General features: G+C 71.9%; 17 protein-coding genes and 1 pseudogene. 9 read left to right on the top strand and 9 right to left on the bottom strand.

The window, feature by feature from the left end:
- Positions 1 to 41 precede the first annotated feature (41 nt).
- Entirely contained in the window at positions 42 to 1,571 is a 1,530-nt protein-coding gene (locus tag ACTWP8_RS02755; RefSeq protein WP_443320539.1) for a helix-turn-helix domain-containing protein, read from the top strand.
- A gap of 170 nt (positions 1,572 to 1,741) precedes the next feature.
- Positions 1,742 to 1,942, top strand: coding sequence for a type II toxin-antitoxin system VapB family antitoxin (locus ACTWP8_RS02760; protein ID WP_443320540.1), 201 nt, complete (start codon positions 1,742 to 1,744; stop codon positions 1,940 to 1,942).
- 73 nt (positions 1,943 to 2,015) lie between these two features.
- Here ACTWP8_RS02760 and ACTWP8_RS02765 read toward each other — a convergent pair whose 3' ends face one another.
- Positions 2,016 to 2,777, bottom strand: coding sequence for a class I SAM-dependent methyltransferase (locus ACTWP8_RS02765; RefSeq protein ID WP_443320541.1), 762 nt, complete (start codon positions 2,775 to 2,777; stop codon positions 2,016 to 2,018).
- A 133-nt stretch (positions 2,778 to 2,910) separates the two neighbouring features.
- On the opposite strand from ACTWP8_RS02765, the gene ACTWP8_RS02770 reads away from it, so the two are divergent.
- On the top strand, positions 2,911 to 3,510 hold the full coding sequence (locus tag ACTWP8_RS02770; protein WP_443320542.1) for a TetR/AcrR family transcriptional regulator: 600 nt from the start codon (positions 2,911 to 2,913) through the stop codon (positions 3,508 to 3,510).
- Positions 3,511 to 3,588: 78 nt separating this feature from the next.
- Here the strand turns inward: ACTWP8_RS02770 and ACTWP8_RS02775 are convergent.
- Positions 3,589 to 3,807: pseudogene (locus tag ACTWP8_RS02775) on the bottom strand (polysaccharide deacetylase family protein); the annotation flags it as partial.
- On the opposite strand from ACTWP8_RS02775, the gene ACTWP8_RS02780 reads away from it, so the two are divergent.
- Positions 3,797 to 3,928 carry a hypothetical protein gene (locus ACTWP8_RS02780; protein ID WP_443320714.1) on the top strand — a complete coding sequence of 44 codons (132 nt, stop codon included), beginning with the start codon at positions 3,797 to 3,799 and terminating at the stop codon, positions 3,926 to 3,928. The pseudogene ACTWP8_RS02775 and the gene ACTWP8_RS02780 overlap by 11 nt on opposite strands.
- Positions 3,929 to 3,948: 20 nt before the next feature.
- On the opposite strand, the gene ACTWP8_RS02785 is transcribed toward ACTWP8_RS02780, so the two are convergent.
- Entirely contained in the window at positions 3,949 to 5,226 is a 1,278-nt protein-coding gene (locus ACTWP8_RS02785; RefSeq protein WP_443320544.1) for an ABC transporter substrate-binding protein, read from the bottom strand.
- 171 nt (positions 5,227 to 5,397) lie between these two features.
- Here ACTWP8_RS02785 and ACTWP8_RS02790 point away from each other — a divergent pair, with 171 nt between their 5' ends.
- The 3 genes from ACTWP8_RS02790 to ACTWP8_RS02800 are packed head-to-tail and all read left to right on the top strand — an operon-like array spanning position 5,398 to position 9,013.
- On the top strand, positions 5,398 to 5,898 hold the full coding sequence (locus tag ACTWP8_RS02790) for a PadR family transcriptional regulator (protein ID WP_443314506.1): 501 nt from the start codon (positions 5,398 to 5,400) through the stop codon (positions 5,896 to 5,898).
- The gene (locus ACTWP8_RS02795) at positions 5,895 to 6,683 is read left to right on the top strand and encodes an ABC transporter ATP-binding protein (RefSeq protein ID WP_443320545.1); all 789 of its coding nucleotides are present in this window, start codon (positions 5,895 to 5,897) and stop codon (positions 6,681 to 6,683) included. Before ACTWP8_RS02790 ends, ACTWP8_RS02795 begins: the two co-directional genes overlap by 4 nt.
- A gap of 5 nt (positions 6,684 to 6,688) precedes the next feature.
- The gene (locus tag ACTWP8_RS02800; protein WP_443320546.1) at positions 6,689 to 9,013 is read left to right on the top strand and encodes an ABC transporter permease; all 2,325 of its coding nucleotides are present in this window, start codon (positions 6,689 to 6,691) and stop codon (positions 9,011 to 9,013) included.
- Between the two features lie 50 nt (positions 9,014 to 9,063).
- Here ACTWP8_RS02800 and ACTWP8_RS02805 read toward each other — a convergent pair whose 3' ends face one another.
- The 3 genes from ACTWP8_RS02805 to ACTWP8_RS02815 all read right to left on the bottom strand — a co-directional run bounded on the left by ACTWP8_RS02805 (position 9,064) and on the right by ACTWP8_RS02815 (position 11,527).
- Positions 9,064 to 9,573, bottom strand: a complete 510-nt coding sequence (locus tag ACTWP8_RS02805; RefSeq protein WP_443320547.1) for an ATP-binding protein — start codon at positions 9,571 to 9,573, stop codon at positions 9,064 to 9,066.
- Between the two features lie 290 nt (positions 9,574 to 9,863).
- Positions 9,864 to 10,277 carry a RidA family protein gene (locus ACTWP8_RS02810; protein WP_443320548.1) on the bottom strand — a complete coding sequence of 138 codons (414 nt, stop codon included), beginning with the start codon at positions 10,275 to 10,277 and terminating at the stop codon, positions 9,864 to 9,866.
- Positions 10,274 to 11,527 carry an acyl-CoA dehydrogenase family protein gene (locus tag ACTWP8_RS02815; protein ID WP_443320549.1) on the bottom strand — a complete coding sequence of 418 codons (1,254 nt, stop codon included), beginning with the start codon at positions 11,525 to 11,527 and terminating at the stop codon, positions 10,274 to 10,276. Before ACTWP8_RS02815 ends, ACTWP8_RS02810 begins: the two co-directional genes overlap by 4 nt.
- Positions 11,528 to 11,660: 133 nt before the next feature.
- On the opposite strand from ACTWP8_RS02815, the gene ACTWP8_RS02820 reads away from it, so the two are divergent.
- On the top strand, positions 11,661 to 13,334 hold the full coding sequence (locus ACTWP8_RS02820) for an AMP-binding protein (protein ID WP_443320550.1): 1,674 nt from the start codon (positions 11,661 to 11,663) through the stop codon (positions 13,332 to 13,334).
- Positions 13,335 to 13,338: 4 nt separating this feature from the next.
- Positions 13,339 to 14,175, top strand: a complete 837-nt coding sequence (locus ACTWP8_RS02825) for a PaaX family transcriptional regulator (protein ID WP_443320551.1) — start codon at positions 13,339 to 13,341, stop codon at positions 14,173 to 14,175.
- Positions 14,176 to 14,182: 7 nt separating this feature from the next.
- On the opposite strand, the gene ACTWP8_RS02830 is transcribed toward ACTWP8_RS02825, so the two are convergent.
- From ACTWP8_RS02830 to argF, 3 genes are all read right to left on the bottom strand, one after another.
- On the bottom strand, positions 14,183 to 16,465 hold the full coding sequence (locus tag ACTWP8_RS02830; RefSeq protein WP_443320706.1) for a bifunctional salicylyl-CoA 5-hydroxylase/oxidoreductase: 2,283 nt from the start codon (positions 16,463 to 16,465) through the stop codon (positions 14,183 to 14,185).
- A gap of 32 nt (positions 16,466 to 16,497) precedes the next feature.
- Positions 16,498 to 17,325: an enoyl-CoA hydratase family protein gene (locus tag ACTWP8_RS02835; protein ID WP_443320552.1), complete on the bottom strand. Its 828-nt coding sequence runs from the start codon at positions 17,323 to 17,325 to the stop codon at positions 16,498 to 16,500.
- Positions 17,326 to 17,460: 135 nt separating this feature from the next.
- The gene (gene argF, locus ACTWP8_RS02840; RefSeq protein ID WP_443320553.1) at positions 17,461 to 18,480 is read right to left on the bottom strand and encodes an ornithine carbamoyltransferase; all 1,020 of its coding nucleotides are present in this window, start codon (positions 18,478 to 18,480) and stop codon (positions 17,461 to 17,463) included.
- Between the last annotated feature and the right edge of the window lie 39 nt (positions 18,481 to 18,519).

An 18,519-nucleotide genomic window follows, 5' to 3' on the forward strand; every position in this document is an offset into this window, starting at 1 on the left:
GCAACAGGCGCCAATCTCATATCTGAGATAACATCCGCCTCATGGGAGACGACTACCTCGTACGCATCGGCAAGCTCATCCGCGACGCCCGCCAGCACAGGGGCTGGACACAGACGCAGCTCGCCGAGGCGCTCGGCACCAGCCAGAGCGCCGTCAACCGTATCGAGCGCGGCAATCAGAACATCAGCCTTGAGATGATCGCCCGCATCGGTGAAGCGCTCGACAGCGAGATCGTCTCCCTCGGCTACGCGGGCCCCATGCACCTGCGCGTGGTCGGCGGGCGCCGGCTGTCCGGCCGTATCGACGTGAAGACCAGCAAGAACGCGTGCGTGGCGCTGCTGTGCGCGGCGCTGCTCAACTCGGGGCGCACCACGCTCAGGCGGGTCGCGCGGATCGAGGAGGTCTACCGGATCCTCGAGGTACTGGGCAGCATCGGCGTACGGACCCGGTGGCTCAACGACGCCGGTGACCTGGAGATCGTCCCTCCTGCCCGGCTCGACCTGGACGCGATGAACACGGACGCGGCGCGCCGGACCCGCAGCGTCATCATGTTCCTCGGCCCGCTGCTGCACCGGATGGACCACTTCCGGATTCCCTACGCGGGCGGCTGCGACCTCGGGACGCGCACCGTACAGCCCCATATGACGGCGCTCCGGCACTTCGGCCTGGAAGTCACGGCCACCGAGGGCACGTACCACGCGCAGGTCGACCGCTCCGTCTCGCCCGGCCGCCCGATCGTGCTGACCGAGCGCGGCGACACGGTGACCGAGAACGCACTGCTGGCCGCCGCCCGGCACGACGGCGTCACGGTCATCCGCAACGCCAGCTCCAACTACATGGTCCAGGACCTGTGCTTCTTCCTGGAGCAGCTGGGCGTCAGCGTCGAGGGCGTCGGCACGACGACGCTGACCGTGCACGGCGTAGCGCAGATCGACCGCGATGTGGACTACGCGCCCTCCGAGGACCCGGTGGAGGCCATGAGCCTGCTCGCCGCCGCCGTCGTCACGGAGTCGGAGCTGACGATCCGGCGGGTGCCGGTGGAGTTCATGGAGATCGAGCTGGCGGTCCTGGAGGAGATGGGCCTCGACACCGAGCGCAGCCCCGAGTACCCGGCGAACAACGGCCGTACGCGACTGATCGACCTGACCGTACGGCCGTCCAAGCTGCGCGGACCGATCGACAAGATCCACCCGATGCCGTTCCCCGGGCTCAACATCGACAATGTGCCGTTCTTCGCGGCCATCGCCGCCACGGCCCAGGGCTCGACGCTGATCCACGACTGGGTCTACGACAACCGCGCGATCTACCTGACCGATCTCAACCGGCTGGGCGCGGACGTCAAACTCCTCGACCCGCACCGGCTGCTGGTCGAGGGCCCTACGCGCTGGCGCGCCGCCGAGATGATGTGCCCGCCCGCGCTGCGTCCCGCGGTGGTCGTGCTGCTGGCGATGATGGCCGCGGAGGGCACGTCCGTGCTGCGCAACGTGTATGTGATCAACCGGGGTTACGAGGACCTGGCGGAGCGCCTGAACTCGGTCGGCGCGCAGATCGAGATCTTCCGGGACATCTGAACGCCTCCGTTCTCCTTGCCGTAGCGGACGCATGTGCCTGCCGCAGATGAACTCCCAGCGTGCTCCGCCCTGTTGCTGTCCCGTGTCATTGCACCGCAGCGGGGACGAGTCGTCGCCGTGAGTGCGATGCTGTGGCTGTTAGAGTCCCTGTCCGGCTAAGGGGGGCGCTCGTGGCCAAGGTCAACATCAGTCTCGATGCCGAACTGGTGGTGGAAGTGATGGTCCTGGCCGGGGTCGGCTCGCCCCAGGACGCCGTCGAAGCGGTCATGCGTGACTACATCGCCCGGGGGCACCGCACCGAGGCACACACCGAGCTCAAAGACCAGAGCCTGCGCGAGGTCGAGGTCAAACCGCAGGAGCCTCAAGGCTGATGAACGCATCGGCGCCCGCGGGCCGCCTGGTCACGTACTGACCGTGTGCGTGCCGACGCGCCGTGAAGCCGGGTCAGGCTGCGTCGGTTCGCGCCGCAGTGACCGCCACCGCGGTGTACCGCATCGTGAAGCTGCCCCCCATCGCGTCGATCGCTGCCCCGATGCCCGCCAGCAGCTCTTCCAGCTTGGCCGGCGGCAACTGGCCGGCATCGCCACCGGTAGGCAGCTGGTCCAGCCACTCCTCCCGGGTGTAGGCCCGCTCCCAGTCGAACCGCCACTGCTCCGGGTCGCCGAACGCGCCCACCTGTCGTATCCCGTCGGCCGCCCTGGTGAACAGCACCGAGTACCCGTCGAGGGCAGGCATCGCCCAGGGATTGCGCGGCACGTCGGGCATGACCCGGCGGTAGACCCCGGAGAAGGCGTCCGACACCTCGGGCGAAGGCTGGAACACATTCCAGAACACGGCCAGCCGGCCACCGGGCCGTAACACCTGCGCAGCCTTGGCCGCGCCGGCAACCGGGTCAATCCAGTGCCAGGTCTGCCCGGCCAGGACCGCATCGAATGCCCGGTCGGCGGGGTCCCAGGCTTCGAAGGCCGCCACCTCGACCTCAAGCCCGCTTCGGCGCGCGAACTCGGCCATCCGCGCGTCGACGTCGACGCCCAGCACCCTGCAGCCGGCCGCTTGGAACTGCCGGGCTGCTATGCCGGTACCGCAGCCGACGTCGAGAACGTCGGGCCCGGGGCCGGCGGCGACGATCGCGTCCACCATCGCGTCGGGGTAGCGGGGCCGGGCTCGGTCGTAGCGTTCGGGGTCCGAGCCGAACGACTCCGCCATCTGTCGGGCTTGATGAGGCTCGGGTTCGGAATGAAGCGCTCGCTCCGGCGGTATAGTGGGCATGCGCCCACTATGGTGGGCATGTGCCCACTCGTCAACGGGCGGGCCGGCCGGGGAAGGAGGGATGCGCGGTATGCCGACAGGGGTGGCCATGCGCGACGCGCGCGAGCAGCTGTTCGACGCCGCCGAGCGCCTTCTGCTCCGGGACGGGCCGAGTGCGCTGACCAGCCGGGCGGTCACCACGGAGGCGGGCTGCGCCAAGGGGGTCCTGCACCGGCACTTCGCCGACTTCGACGCCTTCCTCGCCGAACTCGTACTGGACCGCATCGGCCGGATCGGCCACCAGACCGCCGCCCTGCGCGAGTCCGCCGGGACGGGCACCGTCGCCGGCAACCTCACCGGCGCGCTGATGGCCCTGTTCGGGTCGGTCGCGGTGGCGATCGTCGGCCTCGTCATCTCCCGGGATGAGCTGCGCGCTCGGCTGCGCCAGGCCGGGTCGGCCGGCGTCCCCGTCCTGACGGAAGCAACGGCCATGATCGCCTCCTACCTGACCGCAGAGCGCGAACTGGGCCGCATCGCGGCGGACGCCGACGTCGACACGCTCGCTCCCACGCTGATCGGGGCCGTGCACCTGCTGTTCGCCGACCGGGAAGGCACCCCGCCGGAGGCTGGAGCCGTCGGCAAGGTCGTGACCACGGTCATCGCAGGCGTTGTGCAAGAACCGCTGCTGTGAACCGCCCAGCAGCAAGCCGCACCCCAGCAGGGGAAGTACGGCTGAACCGACCCAGCTCGCGGCGGAGCCGCTGATCTACGCCACCTTCGCGTCGGTGCGGCCCTGCGGCGGGCGCATCGGCGTGGGCCTGCGCCCGGTGATCTTCTCGATGGCCCGCTGGGGACGGGCGAGTTCCTCGCGTATCCGGTCGTGCGTCACCTCCGTCAGGCGCGGATGCGACCAGGTGTGGTTGGCCACGTCGTGGCCTTCGGCCGAGATCCGGCGGACGGTGTCGGGGTACCGCTCGATGTGCCGTTTCCTCGCGGCCGAGCAGCGTCCGGACGTCGCGCTGCTCGACATCCGGATGCCGAAGATGAACGGCATCGAGGCCGCCTGCGCCTACGAGTTGCGTCTGGTGGTCCCCGGCGGTGCCGACTGACCGCCCGCGAAGTCCGGTTTTCAGTCCTGGTGGACGATCGTCTCGAGCTCACGCGCCAGACGCTCGACGGCGCGCTCCGGTGTCTCCCGCTGCGCCATCGCGTCGTGCACGACCGCCTGGATGGCCAGGTTCACCTGCTCGTACCGTGGGCTCTTCGGGCGTGGTCTGGCCGCGAGCACGCTCTCCCGGAGGGTGGGCAGATACGGGAACTGGCGCACGAGCGCGGGATCGCCGTACAGATCGGCCCACACAGGTGGCAGCGCTCCCTCGGTCAGCACGCGGCGCTGGACCTTCTCGCTCGTCAGATAGCTCAGCAGATCCGCGGCCGACTCCTTGTGCCGCGAGTTCGCGTTGATCGCGAGATTCGAGCCTCCGAGGATGCCCGCGGCGGGCCCGTCCGGCCCGGGCAGCGGGACCACGCCGAACTTCCCCGCCACCTTCGAGTCCCCGCGGCTCGCCAGCCCGTGGACGTACGGCCAGTTGCGCAGGAAGAGCAACCGCCCATCCTGGAAGGACTTCCGGGACTCCTCCTCCTTGTACGTGAGCGCCTTCTCCGGGATCCATCCGTCCCGCACACCCCCGGCCAGGAAGGCCACGCCCTTCCGCGCGGCCGCGGAGTCCACGGTGACCCGGGCACCCTCGTCGGCGAGGACCGAGCCGCCGGCCGACTGCACGGCCTCGGCGGCGTTCACCGTCAGCCCCTCGTACGGAAGGAACTGCCCCGCGTAACCGTCGAGGCCGTACTTCGGCGCGACCGTCTTGGCCAGTCCCTCCAGCTCCGCCCAGGTGCGCGGTGGCTTCTCGCCCTCCCGGTCCAGGATGTCCTTGCGGTAGTACAGCAGGCCCGCGTTCGTCACATAGGGCAGCGCGTGCAGCCGCCCGCCGAAGGTGGCGGTGTCCACCACCGGCGGCAGGAAGCGCTTCGTCGGGAAGCGGTCGGCGTTCAGCGGGGAGAGCCAGCCCGCGGCGGCGAATTCGGATGTCCAGGCCACATCGATGTTGAGGACGTCATAGCGGTCGCTGCCGGACCGCAGGCTCGTGGACATCTGTGCGCGGACCTCGTCCGCGGCCTCCGGCAGCTCGACCAGCGTCACCTTCTCGGCCGGCCGCGCCCGGTTCCAGTCGTCGAGGACACTGCGCAGATAGCCGGTGATGTCCCCGCCCGTCACCAGAGTCAGCTGACCGCGGCCATCGGAGTCATGCGTTTCTCCCCCGGTCGAGGAACACGCGACCGACGACCCCGCGAAGATCAGCGCAGCTGCCAGGAGCCCCCGGCCGGCGGCACACGTCCACCGCATAGGTCCCTCGGTCCCTCCTGGCGCAGCGGTGCCGGTGATTCGCCCGGCGTGAGCACCTGTATACCCGTTATGCATGCGGGATACTGGATGTCGCGGATGTCCACGGGCGGTCCGGCGCACAGCCCGAAACACCCACCGCACGAGAACGTATGTCGGGAAGGAGGCGGCACTGTGCGTCTGCCCCTCCTGGCGCTTCTCTCGAAGGGCCCCGCCCATGGATACGAGCTCAAGCAGACCCTTGAGAGCCTCCTCGGTGCAGCGTACCCCCAGCCGAACATCGGACAGATCTACGTCACCCTCGGTAGGCTGGAGAAAACCGGGCTGATCGAGGGACAGGACGTCGCCCAGTCGGCCCGGCCGAACAAGCGCATCTACCAGCTGACCCCTGCGGGGCGTGAAGCGGTGGCCGCATGGTTCGAGGAGCCGAGCGACGAACCGCGGGTACGGGACGAGTTCTTCATGAAACTCGCCCTCACACCGGACTCGGGTGATCAGATCGCTCTGATCAACAAGCAGCGCCGACACTATCTCAACACCATGCGTGACTTGTCGAAGCTGGCCGCGACCGAGGACCGGGACAACCAGGTCGCGCAGCTGCTGATCGAGGGCGCGATGCTCCACCTGCAGGCGGACCTCGACTGGCTGGAGCGTTGTCAGGAGGAGCTGGAATGAGCCGTGAGGCCCCTCCCGCCGCAGCCGGCGGAACCACGGCTGCCGATACCGGACCCATCGTGCGGGCAGAGGGCCTGGTCAAGACCCACCAGGCCGACGGCAGCCCCGTCAAGGCCGTACGCGGTGTCGACCTGAACGTCGAGCGCGGTGAGTTCCTCGCCATCACCGGACCATCGGGGGCCGGCAAGTCCACCCTGCTCCACCTGCTCGGGGGGCTCGACCGGCCGGACAGCGGCCGGATCTGGCTCGGGGGTCATGAGGTCGACTCCTACAGCGAGGCCCGCTGGGCCGTGCTGCGGCGGCGCAGCATCGGCATCGTCTTCCAGTTCTTCAACCTGATCTCGACCCTGACCGTGGCCGACAATGTCGAGCTGCCCGCGTTGCTCACCGGGACCTCCCCCCGGCAGGCCCGGGAGGGCCGTGCCGAGCTCCTCGCCGACCTCGGCCTGGAGGGCAAGGAACACAGCATGCCGGGCGAGCTCTCCGGTGGTGAGCAGCAGCGGGTGGCGCTCGCCCGCGCACTGGTCAACCACCCCGCCCTGCTGCTCGCGGACGAACCCGCGGGAAGCCTCGACAGCAAGGGCACCCGGGAAGTGCTGCGGCTGCTCTCCCGCTTCCACCAGCGCGGCCAGACCATCGTGCTGGTGACCCATGACGCCCGGATGGCCAGCGCCGCGGACCGGGTGATCAACCTGTTCGACGGCCGGATCGTGGACGAGGCCACGCTCGGCGAGGGGACCCGGCGAGCCGGTGGCGTGTCCGGCACGATCGAGCTGAAGGGCTGAGCAGGATGAGGGCCACGGTGCGCTGGGTGCGCGCCGACCTTCGGGTGCAGCGCGGCGAAGCGCTGTTCCTCGTCCTCGCGACGGCCGGGATCATCGTCTCTCTGCTGCTCGCCGGAGCGTTCCTCGCCTATGCGGCGAACCCCTGGCAGCGGGTCTTCACCCAGTCCTCCGGCGCCCATGTGTGGATCCACACCACGGCGACCGCTGACGCCAGGGCGCTGACCAAGCTCGACGGCGTCGCGGCCGCGGCAGGGCCGTTCCGTACGGCAGCGGCCACCGCCGAGCTCGGGGGGAGCAGCACCGGGGGAGGCAACGCGACACTGGAGCTGCGCGCCACCGCGCCCCAGCCGCCCGACGTGGCCCGGCCGCTCGTCGCCTCCGGTCACTGGCTCACCCGTGACGCCCGGGACGGCATCGTGCTGGAGAGCTCGGTCGCCCGGGCGCTGTGGGCCGAGCCCGGCGACTCCCTGAACGTCCGCGGCTCCGGCGGAACCGTCAGCTCCCTGCGCGTCGCAGGCATCGCCGACACCGCGGAACCGCGCTATCGAGCGGGGGAGACCCCCGGCGTGGGATGGGTACTGCCGGAGACCCTCCGCCAGGTCGCGCCCGACCGCGAGCACCAGGGCCAGACCATCGGGCTGCGGCTCGACGATCCCGAGGACACCGACTTCGCCGTCCAGCGGGCGGTCACCGAGCTCGGCGCCGACCAGGTCACCGAGGTCTCCACCTGGCAGCAGGCCCGGGCCGACGCCGAGGGCGGCGACCGCCTCCTCGGGCTGCTGCTCGGGGTGTTCGGGCTCGGGGCGCTGCTGGCCGCGGCCCTGGCCGTGGCAGGCGCCATCAGCACGCGGATCCGAGGTCATCTGCGGGACATCTCGGTGCTGAAGGCCATCGGATTCACTCCCGGGCACCTCGTCCGGATGTACCTGGTGGAACACCTCGCCCTCGCGCTGGTCGGCGTCGCCTTCGGGGCGGTCCTCACCGAGGTGCTCGGCCCGCGTCTGCCCGGCCGGGTGGGCGAGGCCATGGACCTGTGGCAGGCGCTTCCCGAGCACGCCTGGGTGCCGGCGGCCATCTCGGCGGGCGCGCTGCTTCTCATCGCCGCGATGACGGGGGCGGCCGCCTGGCGGGCCGGGCGTGTTCCGCCGGTGCCCGTCGCCCGGGCCGCGACCCCGGTCAGCCGCCGGATATCCGGAACCGTACGGCGCGCTCTCGGTCTGCACCTGCCTCCCGCTCTGGTGCTCGGCTGGCGCGGTGCCTTCAACCGCTCGGCGCGCTCCATAGCCGCCGTCGGCCGGCTGGCCGTCCCCCTGCTGCTGATCACCGTGGCCCTGGGCGCCTGGACCACCCTCGACGGCTTCGAGCACCGGCCGCAGAAGGTGGGGCTCTCCGCCGCCCTCACCGCGCGCGGCGACGGTCTCGACGAGGCGTCCATGCGTCGCCTGCTGACCGATCACCCCGAGGTGGCGGCGGCCTATCCGGGTTCCGAGGTCGCGGCCCTGGTCCCGGGACAGACCGGAACCATCAGGCTTCGGGGCCTCGGCACGGAGAGCGACCCGTATCCGTTCGTGGCCGCCGAGGGACATGCGCCGCGCGGCCCTGACGAGGCAGTGGCAGGCCAGGGGCTGCTCGATCTGCTCGATGCCGAGGTCGGTGACTGGGTCCGCATGACGGTGCAGGGAAGCCCCCAGGTCCTGCACATCGTGGGGCGCAGCATCGAGCCGGAGGACGGCGGCCGGGTGATCTCCACATCCCTGGACACCCTGCGCGAGCGCGACGCCTCGCTGCGGCCCGACTTCTATCAGCTGGTGCTCGATGACGACGCCGATCCCGGCGCGGTGCGGGGCGATCTGGCCGGGACCGTGGACGGCCGGCTCGACATACGCGAGATCGGCAATCCGTCCGACGCGCTCTCGTCGGTGCGTGGGGTGATCGTCGGGCTGATCTTCGTGCTTGCTCTGATCGGTCTCGCGGAGCTGTCGACGACTATCGCCGCAGGTGTACGGGACCGTCGCCGCGACCTTCTCGCCCTCAAGGCGATCGGGCTCACCCCACGCCAGATCATGGCCGTGATCGTGGCCGGCACCGGCTTCATCGCTCTCGGCGCCAGCGTGGTGGGAATGGCCGCCGGAGTCCTGGCCTCGGACTGGCTGATCGATCTCCAGGGCCGCTCCAGTGGCATCGGCTCGGGTATCGCTCAGCAGCCCTCGCCCGCGCTTCTGCTCACGATCAGCGCGACTGCGGTGGCCGGGGCGGTCGCCGTTTCGGTGCTGCCCGCCGCTCGAGCCGTACGGCAGCGCCTCGCGGACACCTTGAGCGACTCGCTGTGACCGGAAGCAGTCTGTGAGGAAACGCGTCCCCTGGATGAGAGCTGGAACCGCTAAGCCGCGGCGCTGCCTGCCGGTGCGACGCGCAGACCCGCCCGGCTCCGCCAGCCGTCCCGTTCGGCGCGGAAGTCGGTCCAGTTGGCCAGGTGATCGACGATCCCCAGACCGCGGCCGTGCTCGTCCTCGGCCTCGCTGCAATGCGCGCGTGGGGGGCGACCCGATGGGCCGGTGTCCACGACGTCGATGCACAGATCCCGGTCGGTCAAGGACAGGCTCACGGTCATGTCGGTGCCGCCGTGTCGCGCCGCGTTGCCGGCCAGTTCGCCGACGATGAGGACCACGCAGTCCCGGTCCTGCTCGGTCAGCCCCCAGCAGGACAGGTGGGCAGCGGCGAAGCGGCGCACCATACGAACCTGGCGTTCCTCGGCCAGGAGGGCGATCACCGCGCGGTGGGACGCCGCTTCCCGGGGCCCGTACCGGGCCGAAGGCAGAGCCGTGGCGCGCCTGAGGCCGGGACGGTGTCCGCGCGATGCGATGGGGTAGCTGGTCGGTGCCGGAGCCATGAGGTGCCTCGCTGATCTCGGCAGCAGCCCGGAGCGAAGGGTCGACTCCGGTGATGCTCCGAGTCGCCGTGCCGGGTGGTACGTGTCACGAGCGCCCGCTGCAGAACTCCCGTGACGTTGTCCGACGGGATAGCGTTGGCGCATCCCGTGGCCCTGTTGTGCATACATGTTATGTATCGCCGGGATGACGCGTCAACGGGTAGAGGAGAAAAATGGGCGCCTGGAAGTAAATATGTCGTTTCCTGCGACGTTGCACGGGTCGGTGGCTACCGCACACGTAGGTAGTGGCGTCAGGGCAGGACCGCGATGCCGTCCAGCTCCACCATCGCCTGCTCGTCCCAGAGCCTGACCGCGCCGATCACCGCCATCGCCGGGTAGTCGCGGCCCGCCAGACGGCGCCAGATACGGCCGAGTTCGGCGGCGTGCGTACGGTACGCGGCGACGTCCGTGGCGTAGACGGTGACGCGGGCCAGCTGCTCCGGCGCTCCGCCCGCCGCGGCCAGGGCGGTGAGGAGGTTGGTGAGCGCGGTCTCGAACTGAGCGGGGAGGGTGTCTCCTGTGACCTTGCCCTCCCCGTCGAGGGCCGTCTGGCCGGCGAGGAAGACCAGCCGGCCGCCGGTGGCTGTCACGGCGTGGCTGAAACCCGTCGGCGGGGACAGCTCGGGCGGGTTGACGCGCTCCAGGTGCCGCGGTCGCTCGCTCACCGGTACAGCTCCTTCGCGATGATGGTCCGCTGGACCTCGGTCGCGCCCTCGTAGATCCGCGGGGCCCGCACCTCACGGTAGAGGTGTTCGAGCAGGTGCCCCTGCCGTAGCGCGCGGGCGCCGTGGATCTGGACGGCCGCGTCGACGACGTACTGCGCCGTCTCCGTGGCGAGCAGTTTCGCCATGGCCGAGCGCTTGGCGACGTCCGGGGCACCGCTGTCGTACGCGGCCGCGGCGGCGAGGACGAGCAGCCGGGCGGCCTCGGTGCGGGTGGCCATCTCGGCCAGCTGGTGGGAGACGGACTGGAGGTCCTTCAAGGGGGCGCCGAAGGCCGTACGGCGTGCGGCGTGCGCCAGGGCGGCGTCCAGCGCCGCCTGCGCCATGCCGACGGCGAAGGCACCGACGCTGGGCCGGAAGAGGTTGAGGGTCCGCATGGCGACGCCGAAACCCCGGCCGGGCTGGCCGAGCAGGTCGGCCGAGGTGACCGGGACGCCGTCGAAGCGCAGGGTGCCGATGGGGTGCGGGCTGAGCATGTCGAGGTGCTCGCCCGAGAGGCCGGGGCGGTCGGCGGGGACGAGGAAGGCCGTGATGCCCCGGGCCCCCGCCGCTCCGCCCGTACGAGCGAACACGGCGTAGAAGTCGGCCTCGGGGGCGTTGGAGATCCAGCACTTCTCGCCGCTGAGGCGCCAGCCGTGCCCGCCGTCGGGCTCGGCCGCCAGCGCGAGTGCCGCCGCGTCGGAGCCCGCGCCCGGCTCGCTCAGCGCGAAGGCGGCGACGGCCCGGCCCGCGGTGACCTCGGGGATCCAGCGCGCGCGCTGCTCCCGGCTGCCCGACTGGACCACCGGGTACGTGCCGAGGCCCTGGAGGGCGAGCGCCGTCTCCGCCTCCGTGCACTCGGTGGCCAGGGACTCGCGCAGCAGACAGAGGTCCAGAGCGGAGACCCGGCCCGGCCCGCACGCCCCCGGGCCCCCACCCGGACCGGCAACCGCGCCCGGCCTGACGCCCGTACCCCGACCGGCACTGGCCCCCGGGCCGACGCCCGTACCCGGACCGGCGCCCGTACCCGGGCCCGCGCCCGCGTCCGGGAAGATCCGCTGCAGGATGCCGAGTTCGCCGAGCGCCGCGACCATGGGCCGGTTGACCCGGCCGGGCTCGCCCTTCTCCGCCAGCGGCCGCAGCCGCTCCGCCGCCAGCTCGCGCACCTGCGCGCACCACTCCAGCTGCTCCGCCTCCAGCGCGAATGCGGCCATCGACAGCACCTCCTTCTCGGCAGTCTTATCGCGATCTGTTGACTGTCGTCACCATCACGTTACGCTCGTGGACAACCGCACGGCCCTGAAACCACCCCATTCCAGGACCGGCGACCGAGGGGGCGCAACCGCGATGGAGCTCACGCCGCTCAAGCCGTCAGCCCACGAGGACACCTTCGCCCGCGACCATCTGCCGCCGCGGGACCAGTGGCCCGAGCTGCTCTTCGAGCTGCCGGGGCTGCGCTATCCGGACCGGCTCAACTGCGCCGCCGAGCTGCTGGACCGCACGGTGGAGCGGTTCGGGCCCGGCCGGCCCGCGTTCGTCGACGGCTCGGGCGGCGTCTGGTCGTACGGCGAGCTGCGCGGCCGGGTCGACCGGATCGCGCACGTCCTCACCTCGGACCTCGGCGTGGTGCCCGGCAACCGGGTCCTGCTGCGCGGCCCCACCAGCCCCTGGCTCGCCGCCTGCTGGCTCGCGGTGATGAAGGCGGGAGCGGTGGCCGTCACGGTGCTCGCCTCGCAGCGGCCGCCGGAGCTCGCGGGCATCTGCGAGATGGCCAGGGTCCGGCACGCGCTGTGCGACATCCGGTCGGTCGACGACCTGGTGAAGGCGGAGGTGTCCGGTCTGCGCATCGCCACCTACGGCGGGGACGGACCGGAGGATCTCACGTCCCGGTGCGCGGCCAAGCCCGATGTCTACCCGGCGGTCGCCACGTCCGCGGACGACGTGGCGCTGATCGCCTTCACCTCGGGAACCACGGGGCGCCCTAAGGGCTGCATGCACTTCCACCGCGATGTGCTGGCGATCGCCGACACCTTCTCGGAGCACGTGCTGCAGCCGCGCGCCGACGACCTGTTCGCGGGCAGCCCGCCGCTCGGCTTCACCTTCGGGCTCGGCGGCCTCGTGGTCTTCCCGATGCGGGCCGGGGCGGCCGCGCTGCTGCTGGAGCAGGCAGGACCGCGGCAGTTGCCTGCCGCGATCGGCCGGCACAAGGTGTCCGTGCTCTTCACCGCCCCCACGGCGTACCGGGCGATGCTCGAGCAGGTCGACTCGCACGACCTGGCGTCGCTGCGCCGCTGCGTCTCGGCCGGGGAAAACCTCCCTGAAGGCACCTGGACCGCCTGGCACGAGCGCACCGGTCTCCGGCTCATCAACGGCATCGGAGCGACCGAGCTGCTGCACATCTTCATCTCCGCCGCCGACGGCGCGATCCGGCCGGGCACGACCGGAGTTCCCGTGCCCGGCTTCCACGCGCGCGTGGTCGGGGACGACGGGCGGCCCGTACCGGACGGCGAGCCGGGGCTGCTGGCGGTCCGCGGGCCGACCGGCTGCCGCTATCTCGCGGACGAGCGGCAGCGCGAGTACGTCCGGGACGGCTGGAACATGACCGGCGACACGTATGTGCGGGAGCCGGACGGCTGGTTCCGCTACGTGGCCCGCGCCGACGACATGATCATTTCCGCCGGGTACAACATCGCGGGCCCCGAGGTCGAGGACGCCCTGCTGCGCCACCCCGAGGTGCTCGAGGCGGCCGTGGTGGGTCGTCCCGACGAGCGGCGCGGGCAGATCGTGGTGGCGTACGCGGTGCTGCGCGACGGCGCGCGCCGGGACGAGCTCGCGGTCGCGGCCCTCCGGGACTTCGTCCGGGACCGGATCGCGCCGTACAAGTGCCCTCGCGAGATCGTCTTCCTCGACGCCCTGCCCCGTACCGCGACGGGCAAGCTGCAGCGCTTCCGGCTGCGCGGCCTGGAGACCGGGCGCACCGGGCGGACCGGGCGAGCCGGGACAGCAAGCGCTCTAGAGTGATCGCGTGGCAGAGCAGCACACTCCGCGGTCCCTGATCGTCACGTTCTTCGGCGCCCACGGGCGCGGGCGCCGGGCCGAGGAGGGTCCGGACGGACCGGTGCCGATCGCGGCGCTGATCCGGCTCCTGGGCGCCGTGGACGTGGACCCGCCCTCGGTGCGCTCGGCGGTCTCCCGGCTGAAACGGCGCGGGCTGCTGCTCCCCGCCCGCACGGGGAGCGGCGCGGCCGGCTACGTGCTCTCCGGCAGCGCCCGGCAGCTTCTGGACGACGGAGACCGGCGCATCTACGGCCGGCAGCCCGTGCGCCTCGCCGACGGCTGGGTGCTGGCCGTCTTCTCGGTCCCCGAGCAGGAGCGGAACAAGCGCCATCTGCTGCGCTCCCGCCTGGCGCGGCTCGGGTTCGGCACGGCCGCGCCCGGCGTGTGGATCGCCCCGGCCCATCTGCTGGAGGAGACCCGGCACACCCTGGAGCGGCTCGGACTCGACGCGTACGTCGACCTGTTCACAGGACGGCACACCGGCTTCGAGCCGACGGCCCGCTCGGTGGCGCGCTGGTGGGACCTGGACGCGATCGCGAAGCTGCACCGCGCCTTCCTGGAGGAGCACGAGCCGATGCTGCGGCGCTGGGCGGGGCGGCGCACCGTGGACCGCGCGGAGGCGTACCGGGACCACCTGCTGATGCTGGACTCCTGGCGCCACGTGCCGTACGCGGACCCGGGGCTCCCGGCGGAACTGCTGCCCCGCGACTGGCCGGGCGGGCGCAGCGCGGAGGTGTTCGCGGCGCTGCACGCCCGACTGCGCGACGCGGGAGCCGCGTTCGCGGCGGAAGTGGTGTCGGGCTGAGCGGCCCTCACCTCTGTGCGCCCGAGCCGAGGCTGAGCCTGGGCTTGGGCGCGTCCGTGCGGCCGGCCGGGGGCTTGCGGCTGCCCGCGCGGTACGGGAGCGGCCAGGGGGCGCCGGGGCCGGTGTAATCCTGCTCGGCGGCCGCGTGCAGGGTCCAGTGCGGGTCGTAGAGGTGCGGCCGGGCGAGGGCGCACAGGTCCGCGCGGCCCGCGAGCAGCAGCGAGTTGACGTCGTCCCAGGAGGAGATGGCGCCGACCGCGATGACCGGGACGCCGAGGGTGTTACGGATCCGGTCGGCGTACGGCGTCTGATACGAGCGCCCGTACTCCGGCCTTTCGTCGGGGACGACCTGCCCGCTGGACACATCGATGGCGTCCGCGCCGTGGGCGGTGAACGCGCGGGCGATCTCGACGGCCTCGTCCGCCGTCGTGCCTCCGTCGGCCCAGTCGGTGGCGGAGATCCGGACGGTCATGGGCCGGTCGTCCGGCCACACCGACCGTACGGTGTCGAAGACTTCGAGCGGGTAGCGGAGCCGGGCGGCGAGGTCGCCGCCGTAGGCATCGGTGCGCTGGTTGGTCAGCGGCGACAGGAAGCTCGACAGGAGATAGCCGTGGGCGCAGTGGAGTTCGAGGAGGTCGAATCCGGCGCGGGCCGCGCGGCGGGCGGACTGCGCGAACTCCTCGCGGATCCCGGCGAGTCCGGCCGCGTCGAGCACGTGCGGGACCTGGTTGACGCCCGGCCGGTACGGCAGCGGCGAGGGGGCCACCACCGGCCAGTTCCCGTGCGGCAGCGGCTGGTCGATGCCCTCCCACATCAGGCGGGTCGACCCCTTGCGGCCGGAGTGCCCGAGCTGCACGCCGATCGCCGTGCCGGGCGACTGCGCGTGCACGAAGTCGGTGACGCGCCGCCACGCCGCTTCGTGGCCGGGTGCGTACAGCCCGGCGCAGCCCGGGGTGATCCGCCCTTCCGGGCTCACGCACACCATCTCCGTCATCACCAGCCCGGCGCCGCCGAGCGCGCGTGCGCCGAGGTGGACGAGGTGGAAGTCGCCGGGGGTGCCGTCCTCGGACGAGTACATGTCCATCGGGGAGACGACGACGCGGTTGCGCAGGGTGAGACCGCGCAGCCGGAAGGGGGTGAACATCGGGGGCGTGCCGGGCGGAACCCCCTCGTCGCGCTCCACGGCAGCGACGAATCCGGGGTCGCGCAGCCGCAGGTTGTCGTGCGTGATGCGGCGGCTGCGGGTGAGGAGGTTGAACGCGAACTGGCGGGGCGGCTGGCCGAGATACGCGCCGATGTTCTCGAACCATTCGAGGCTGGCGCGGGCAGCGCGCTGTGTCGACTCGACGACTGGACGGCGCTCGGCCTCGTACGCGGCGAGTGCGGCGGGCAGATCGGGCTGCTCGTCCAGGCAGGCGGCCAGCGCGAGGGCGTCCTCGACGGCGAGCTTGGTGCCGGAGCCGATGGAGAAGTGGGCGGTGTGCGCCGCGTCGCCGAGCAGCACCGTACGGCCGTGCGACCAGCGCTCGTTGACGACGGTGCGGAAGGCGGTCCAGCTGGAGCTGTTTCCGCGCAGCTGGCGGCCGCCGAGCGCGTCGGCGAAGATCTTCGCGCACCGCTCGGTCGACTCGGTCTCGTCGCACCGGTCCAGGCCCGCGCTCCGCCACACCTCCTCGCGCATCTCGACGATGACGGTGCTGGCGCCGGCCGCATACGGATAGCCGTGCAACTGCATGACACCGTGCTCGGTTTCGGCGATCTCGAAGCGGAAGGCGTCGAAGGCGAAGTCGGCGGCGAGCCAGATGTAGCGGCAGCGGTGGGTGGTGAGCCGGGTCCGGAAGCTGTCGCGGTGCGCTTCACGCGTCAGGCTGTGCACGCCGTCGGCGGCGACCACCAGGTCGTACGCGGCGGCGAGTCGGGCGGCGGACGGGGCCTCCGTACGGAAGCGAAGCTCCACGCCGAGCGAACGGCAGCGCTCGTGAAGGATCTCCAGCAGCCTGCGGCGGCCCAGGGCCGCGAAGCCGTGGCCGCCGGAGGTGAGCGTGCGCCCGCGGTGCACGACGTCGATGGCGTCCCAGCGGACGAACTCGGCCTGCAGCGCGCGGTGGACGGCCGGGTCGGCGTGTTCGATGCCGCCCAGGGTCTCGTCGGAGAGGACGACGCCGAAGCCGAAGGTGTCGTCGGGCGCGTTGCGCTCCCAGACGGTGATCTCCCGGGCGGGGTCGAGCCGTTTGAGGAGCGCCGCCGCGTACAGCCCGCCGGGCCCGCCGCCGATGACGGCGACCCGCATCGGCCCGGCAGCCGCTCCCCGCCCCGGCACCGCTACCTGCCCTGCCACTTGGGCGGCCGCTTCTCGCTGAACGCGGCGTGGAACTCGGCGTAGTCGGCGCCGTTCATCAGCAGCGCCTGCGTGGCCGCGTCCATTTCGACGGCGGCGGCCAGCGGCATGTCGAGCTCGGCGGTGAGCAGGGCCTTGGTCTGGGCGTGGGCGAGGGCCGGTCCTTCGGCGAGCCGCCGGGCGAGCGCGGCGGCCTCCGCACCGGCCTGGCCCTTCTCCGCGAGGGTGCTGATCAGGCCGATCCGCTCGGCCTCGGGGGCCCGCACCGGCTCGCCGAGCATCAGCAGCCGGGTCGCGTGCCCGAGGCCGACCACGCGCGGCAGCAGATAGGCCGCGCCCATGTCGCCGCCCGAAAGCCCCACTCTGGTGAAGAGGAACGCGAAGCGGGCTTCAGGGTCGGCGACCCGGAAGTCGGCGGCCAGGGCGAGGACGGCGCCCGCGCCCGCGGCGACCCCGTGCACCGCGGCGACCACGGGGAAGGGGCACTCGCGCAGCGCGCGGACGACCTGCCCGGTCATCCGGTTGAAGTCCAGCAGCTGCCCGGTGTCCATGGCCAGGGTGGCGCCGATGATCTCGTCGACGTCCCCGCCTGAGCAGAAGCCGCGGCCCTCGCCGCCGAGCACCAGCGCCCGTACGGAACCGTCCCTGGCGAGCTCGGCGAGCAGGTCGCGCAGGTCGGCGTAGGCGCCGAAGGTCAGGGCGTTGAGCTTCTCGGGGCGGGCGAGGGTGACGGTGGCGACCCCCGCGTCCCTGGTGAGCCGGAGATGCCGCCACTCCTCGGTCGTCCGGGCGGAACCGGTGAACGGGCTCATGGCGTAGGGCCTCCTTCAGCCGGACGGCTGGTGCCTGCCCTCCGAAGTTATCACCCATCCATGACTGTCGTCACGAGTACGCGATACGGGCTTCCGGGAGGCGGCCGCCCCATAACCATGGGTGGGCTTCGCCCTTCATGCTCCCGGCGCCGCCGGACCGGCGAGGGTGGCGACCAGGACCGCCTTGATGGTGTGCATCCGGTTCTCGGCCTCGTCGAAGACGACCGAGTGCTCCGACTCGAAGACCTCGTCGGTGACCTCGAGCGAGGTCAGGCCGTGCCGCTCGTAGATCTCCCGGCCGACCTGGGTGCCGAGGTCGTGGAAGGCCGGCAGGCAGTGCAGAAACTTCACGTCCGGGCGGCCCGTGGCGCGCAGCACGTCCATCGTCACCGCGTACGGCCGCAGGACCTCGATCCGTTCGTCCCAGACCTCCTTCGGCTCTCCCATCGACACCCACACGTCTGTGGCGACGAAGCCGGCCCCCCGCACGCCCTCGGCGACGTCTTCGGTGAGGGTGACCCGTCCGCCGCTGGTGGCCGCCAGCTCGCGGGCCCGCGTCACGATCTCCTCGGCGGGCCAGAGCTGCTCCGGCGCCACGATCCGTACGTCCATGCCGAGGAGGGCGCCGGTGACGAGGTAGGAGTTGCCCATGTTGGAGCGCGCGTCACCGAGGTAGGCGAAGGCGAGCGACTCCAGCGGCTCGTCGCTGTGCTCGGTCATGGTGAGCACGTCGGCCAGCATCTGGGTGGGGTGCCATTCGTCGGTGAGGCCGTTGAAGACCGGGACCCCGGCGTGCGCGGCGAGCTCCTCGACGACCTCCTGGCCGTGGCCGCGGTACTCGATGGCGTCGAACATCCGGCCAAGGACCCGGGCGGTGTCCTTCACCGACTCCTTGTGCCCGATCTGTGAGCCGCTGGGGTCGAGATACGTCGTCGAGGCCCCCTGGTCGGCGGCCGCGACCTCGAAGGCACAGCGGGTGCGGGTCGAGGTCTTCTCGAAGACCAGGGCGATGTTCCTGCCGCGCAGCCGCCGGACCTCGGTGCCCGCGCGCTTGGCGGCCTTCAGCTCGGCGGCCAGCTCGACGAGGTGGCGGAACTCCTCGGCGGTGAAGTCCAGCTCCTTGAGGAAGTGGCGGCCCGTGAGGTCTGTCGCCATCGGGTGGGCTCCTCGGTCACGACTGCGGGTGAACGGCTG

The sequence above is a fragment of the Streptomyces sp. 7N604 genome (assembly GCF_052245475.1).
In the GTDB taxonomy this organism is placed as follows: Bacteria; Actinomycetota; Actinomycetes; order Streptomycetales; family Streptomycetaceae; genus Streptomyces.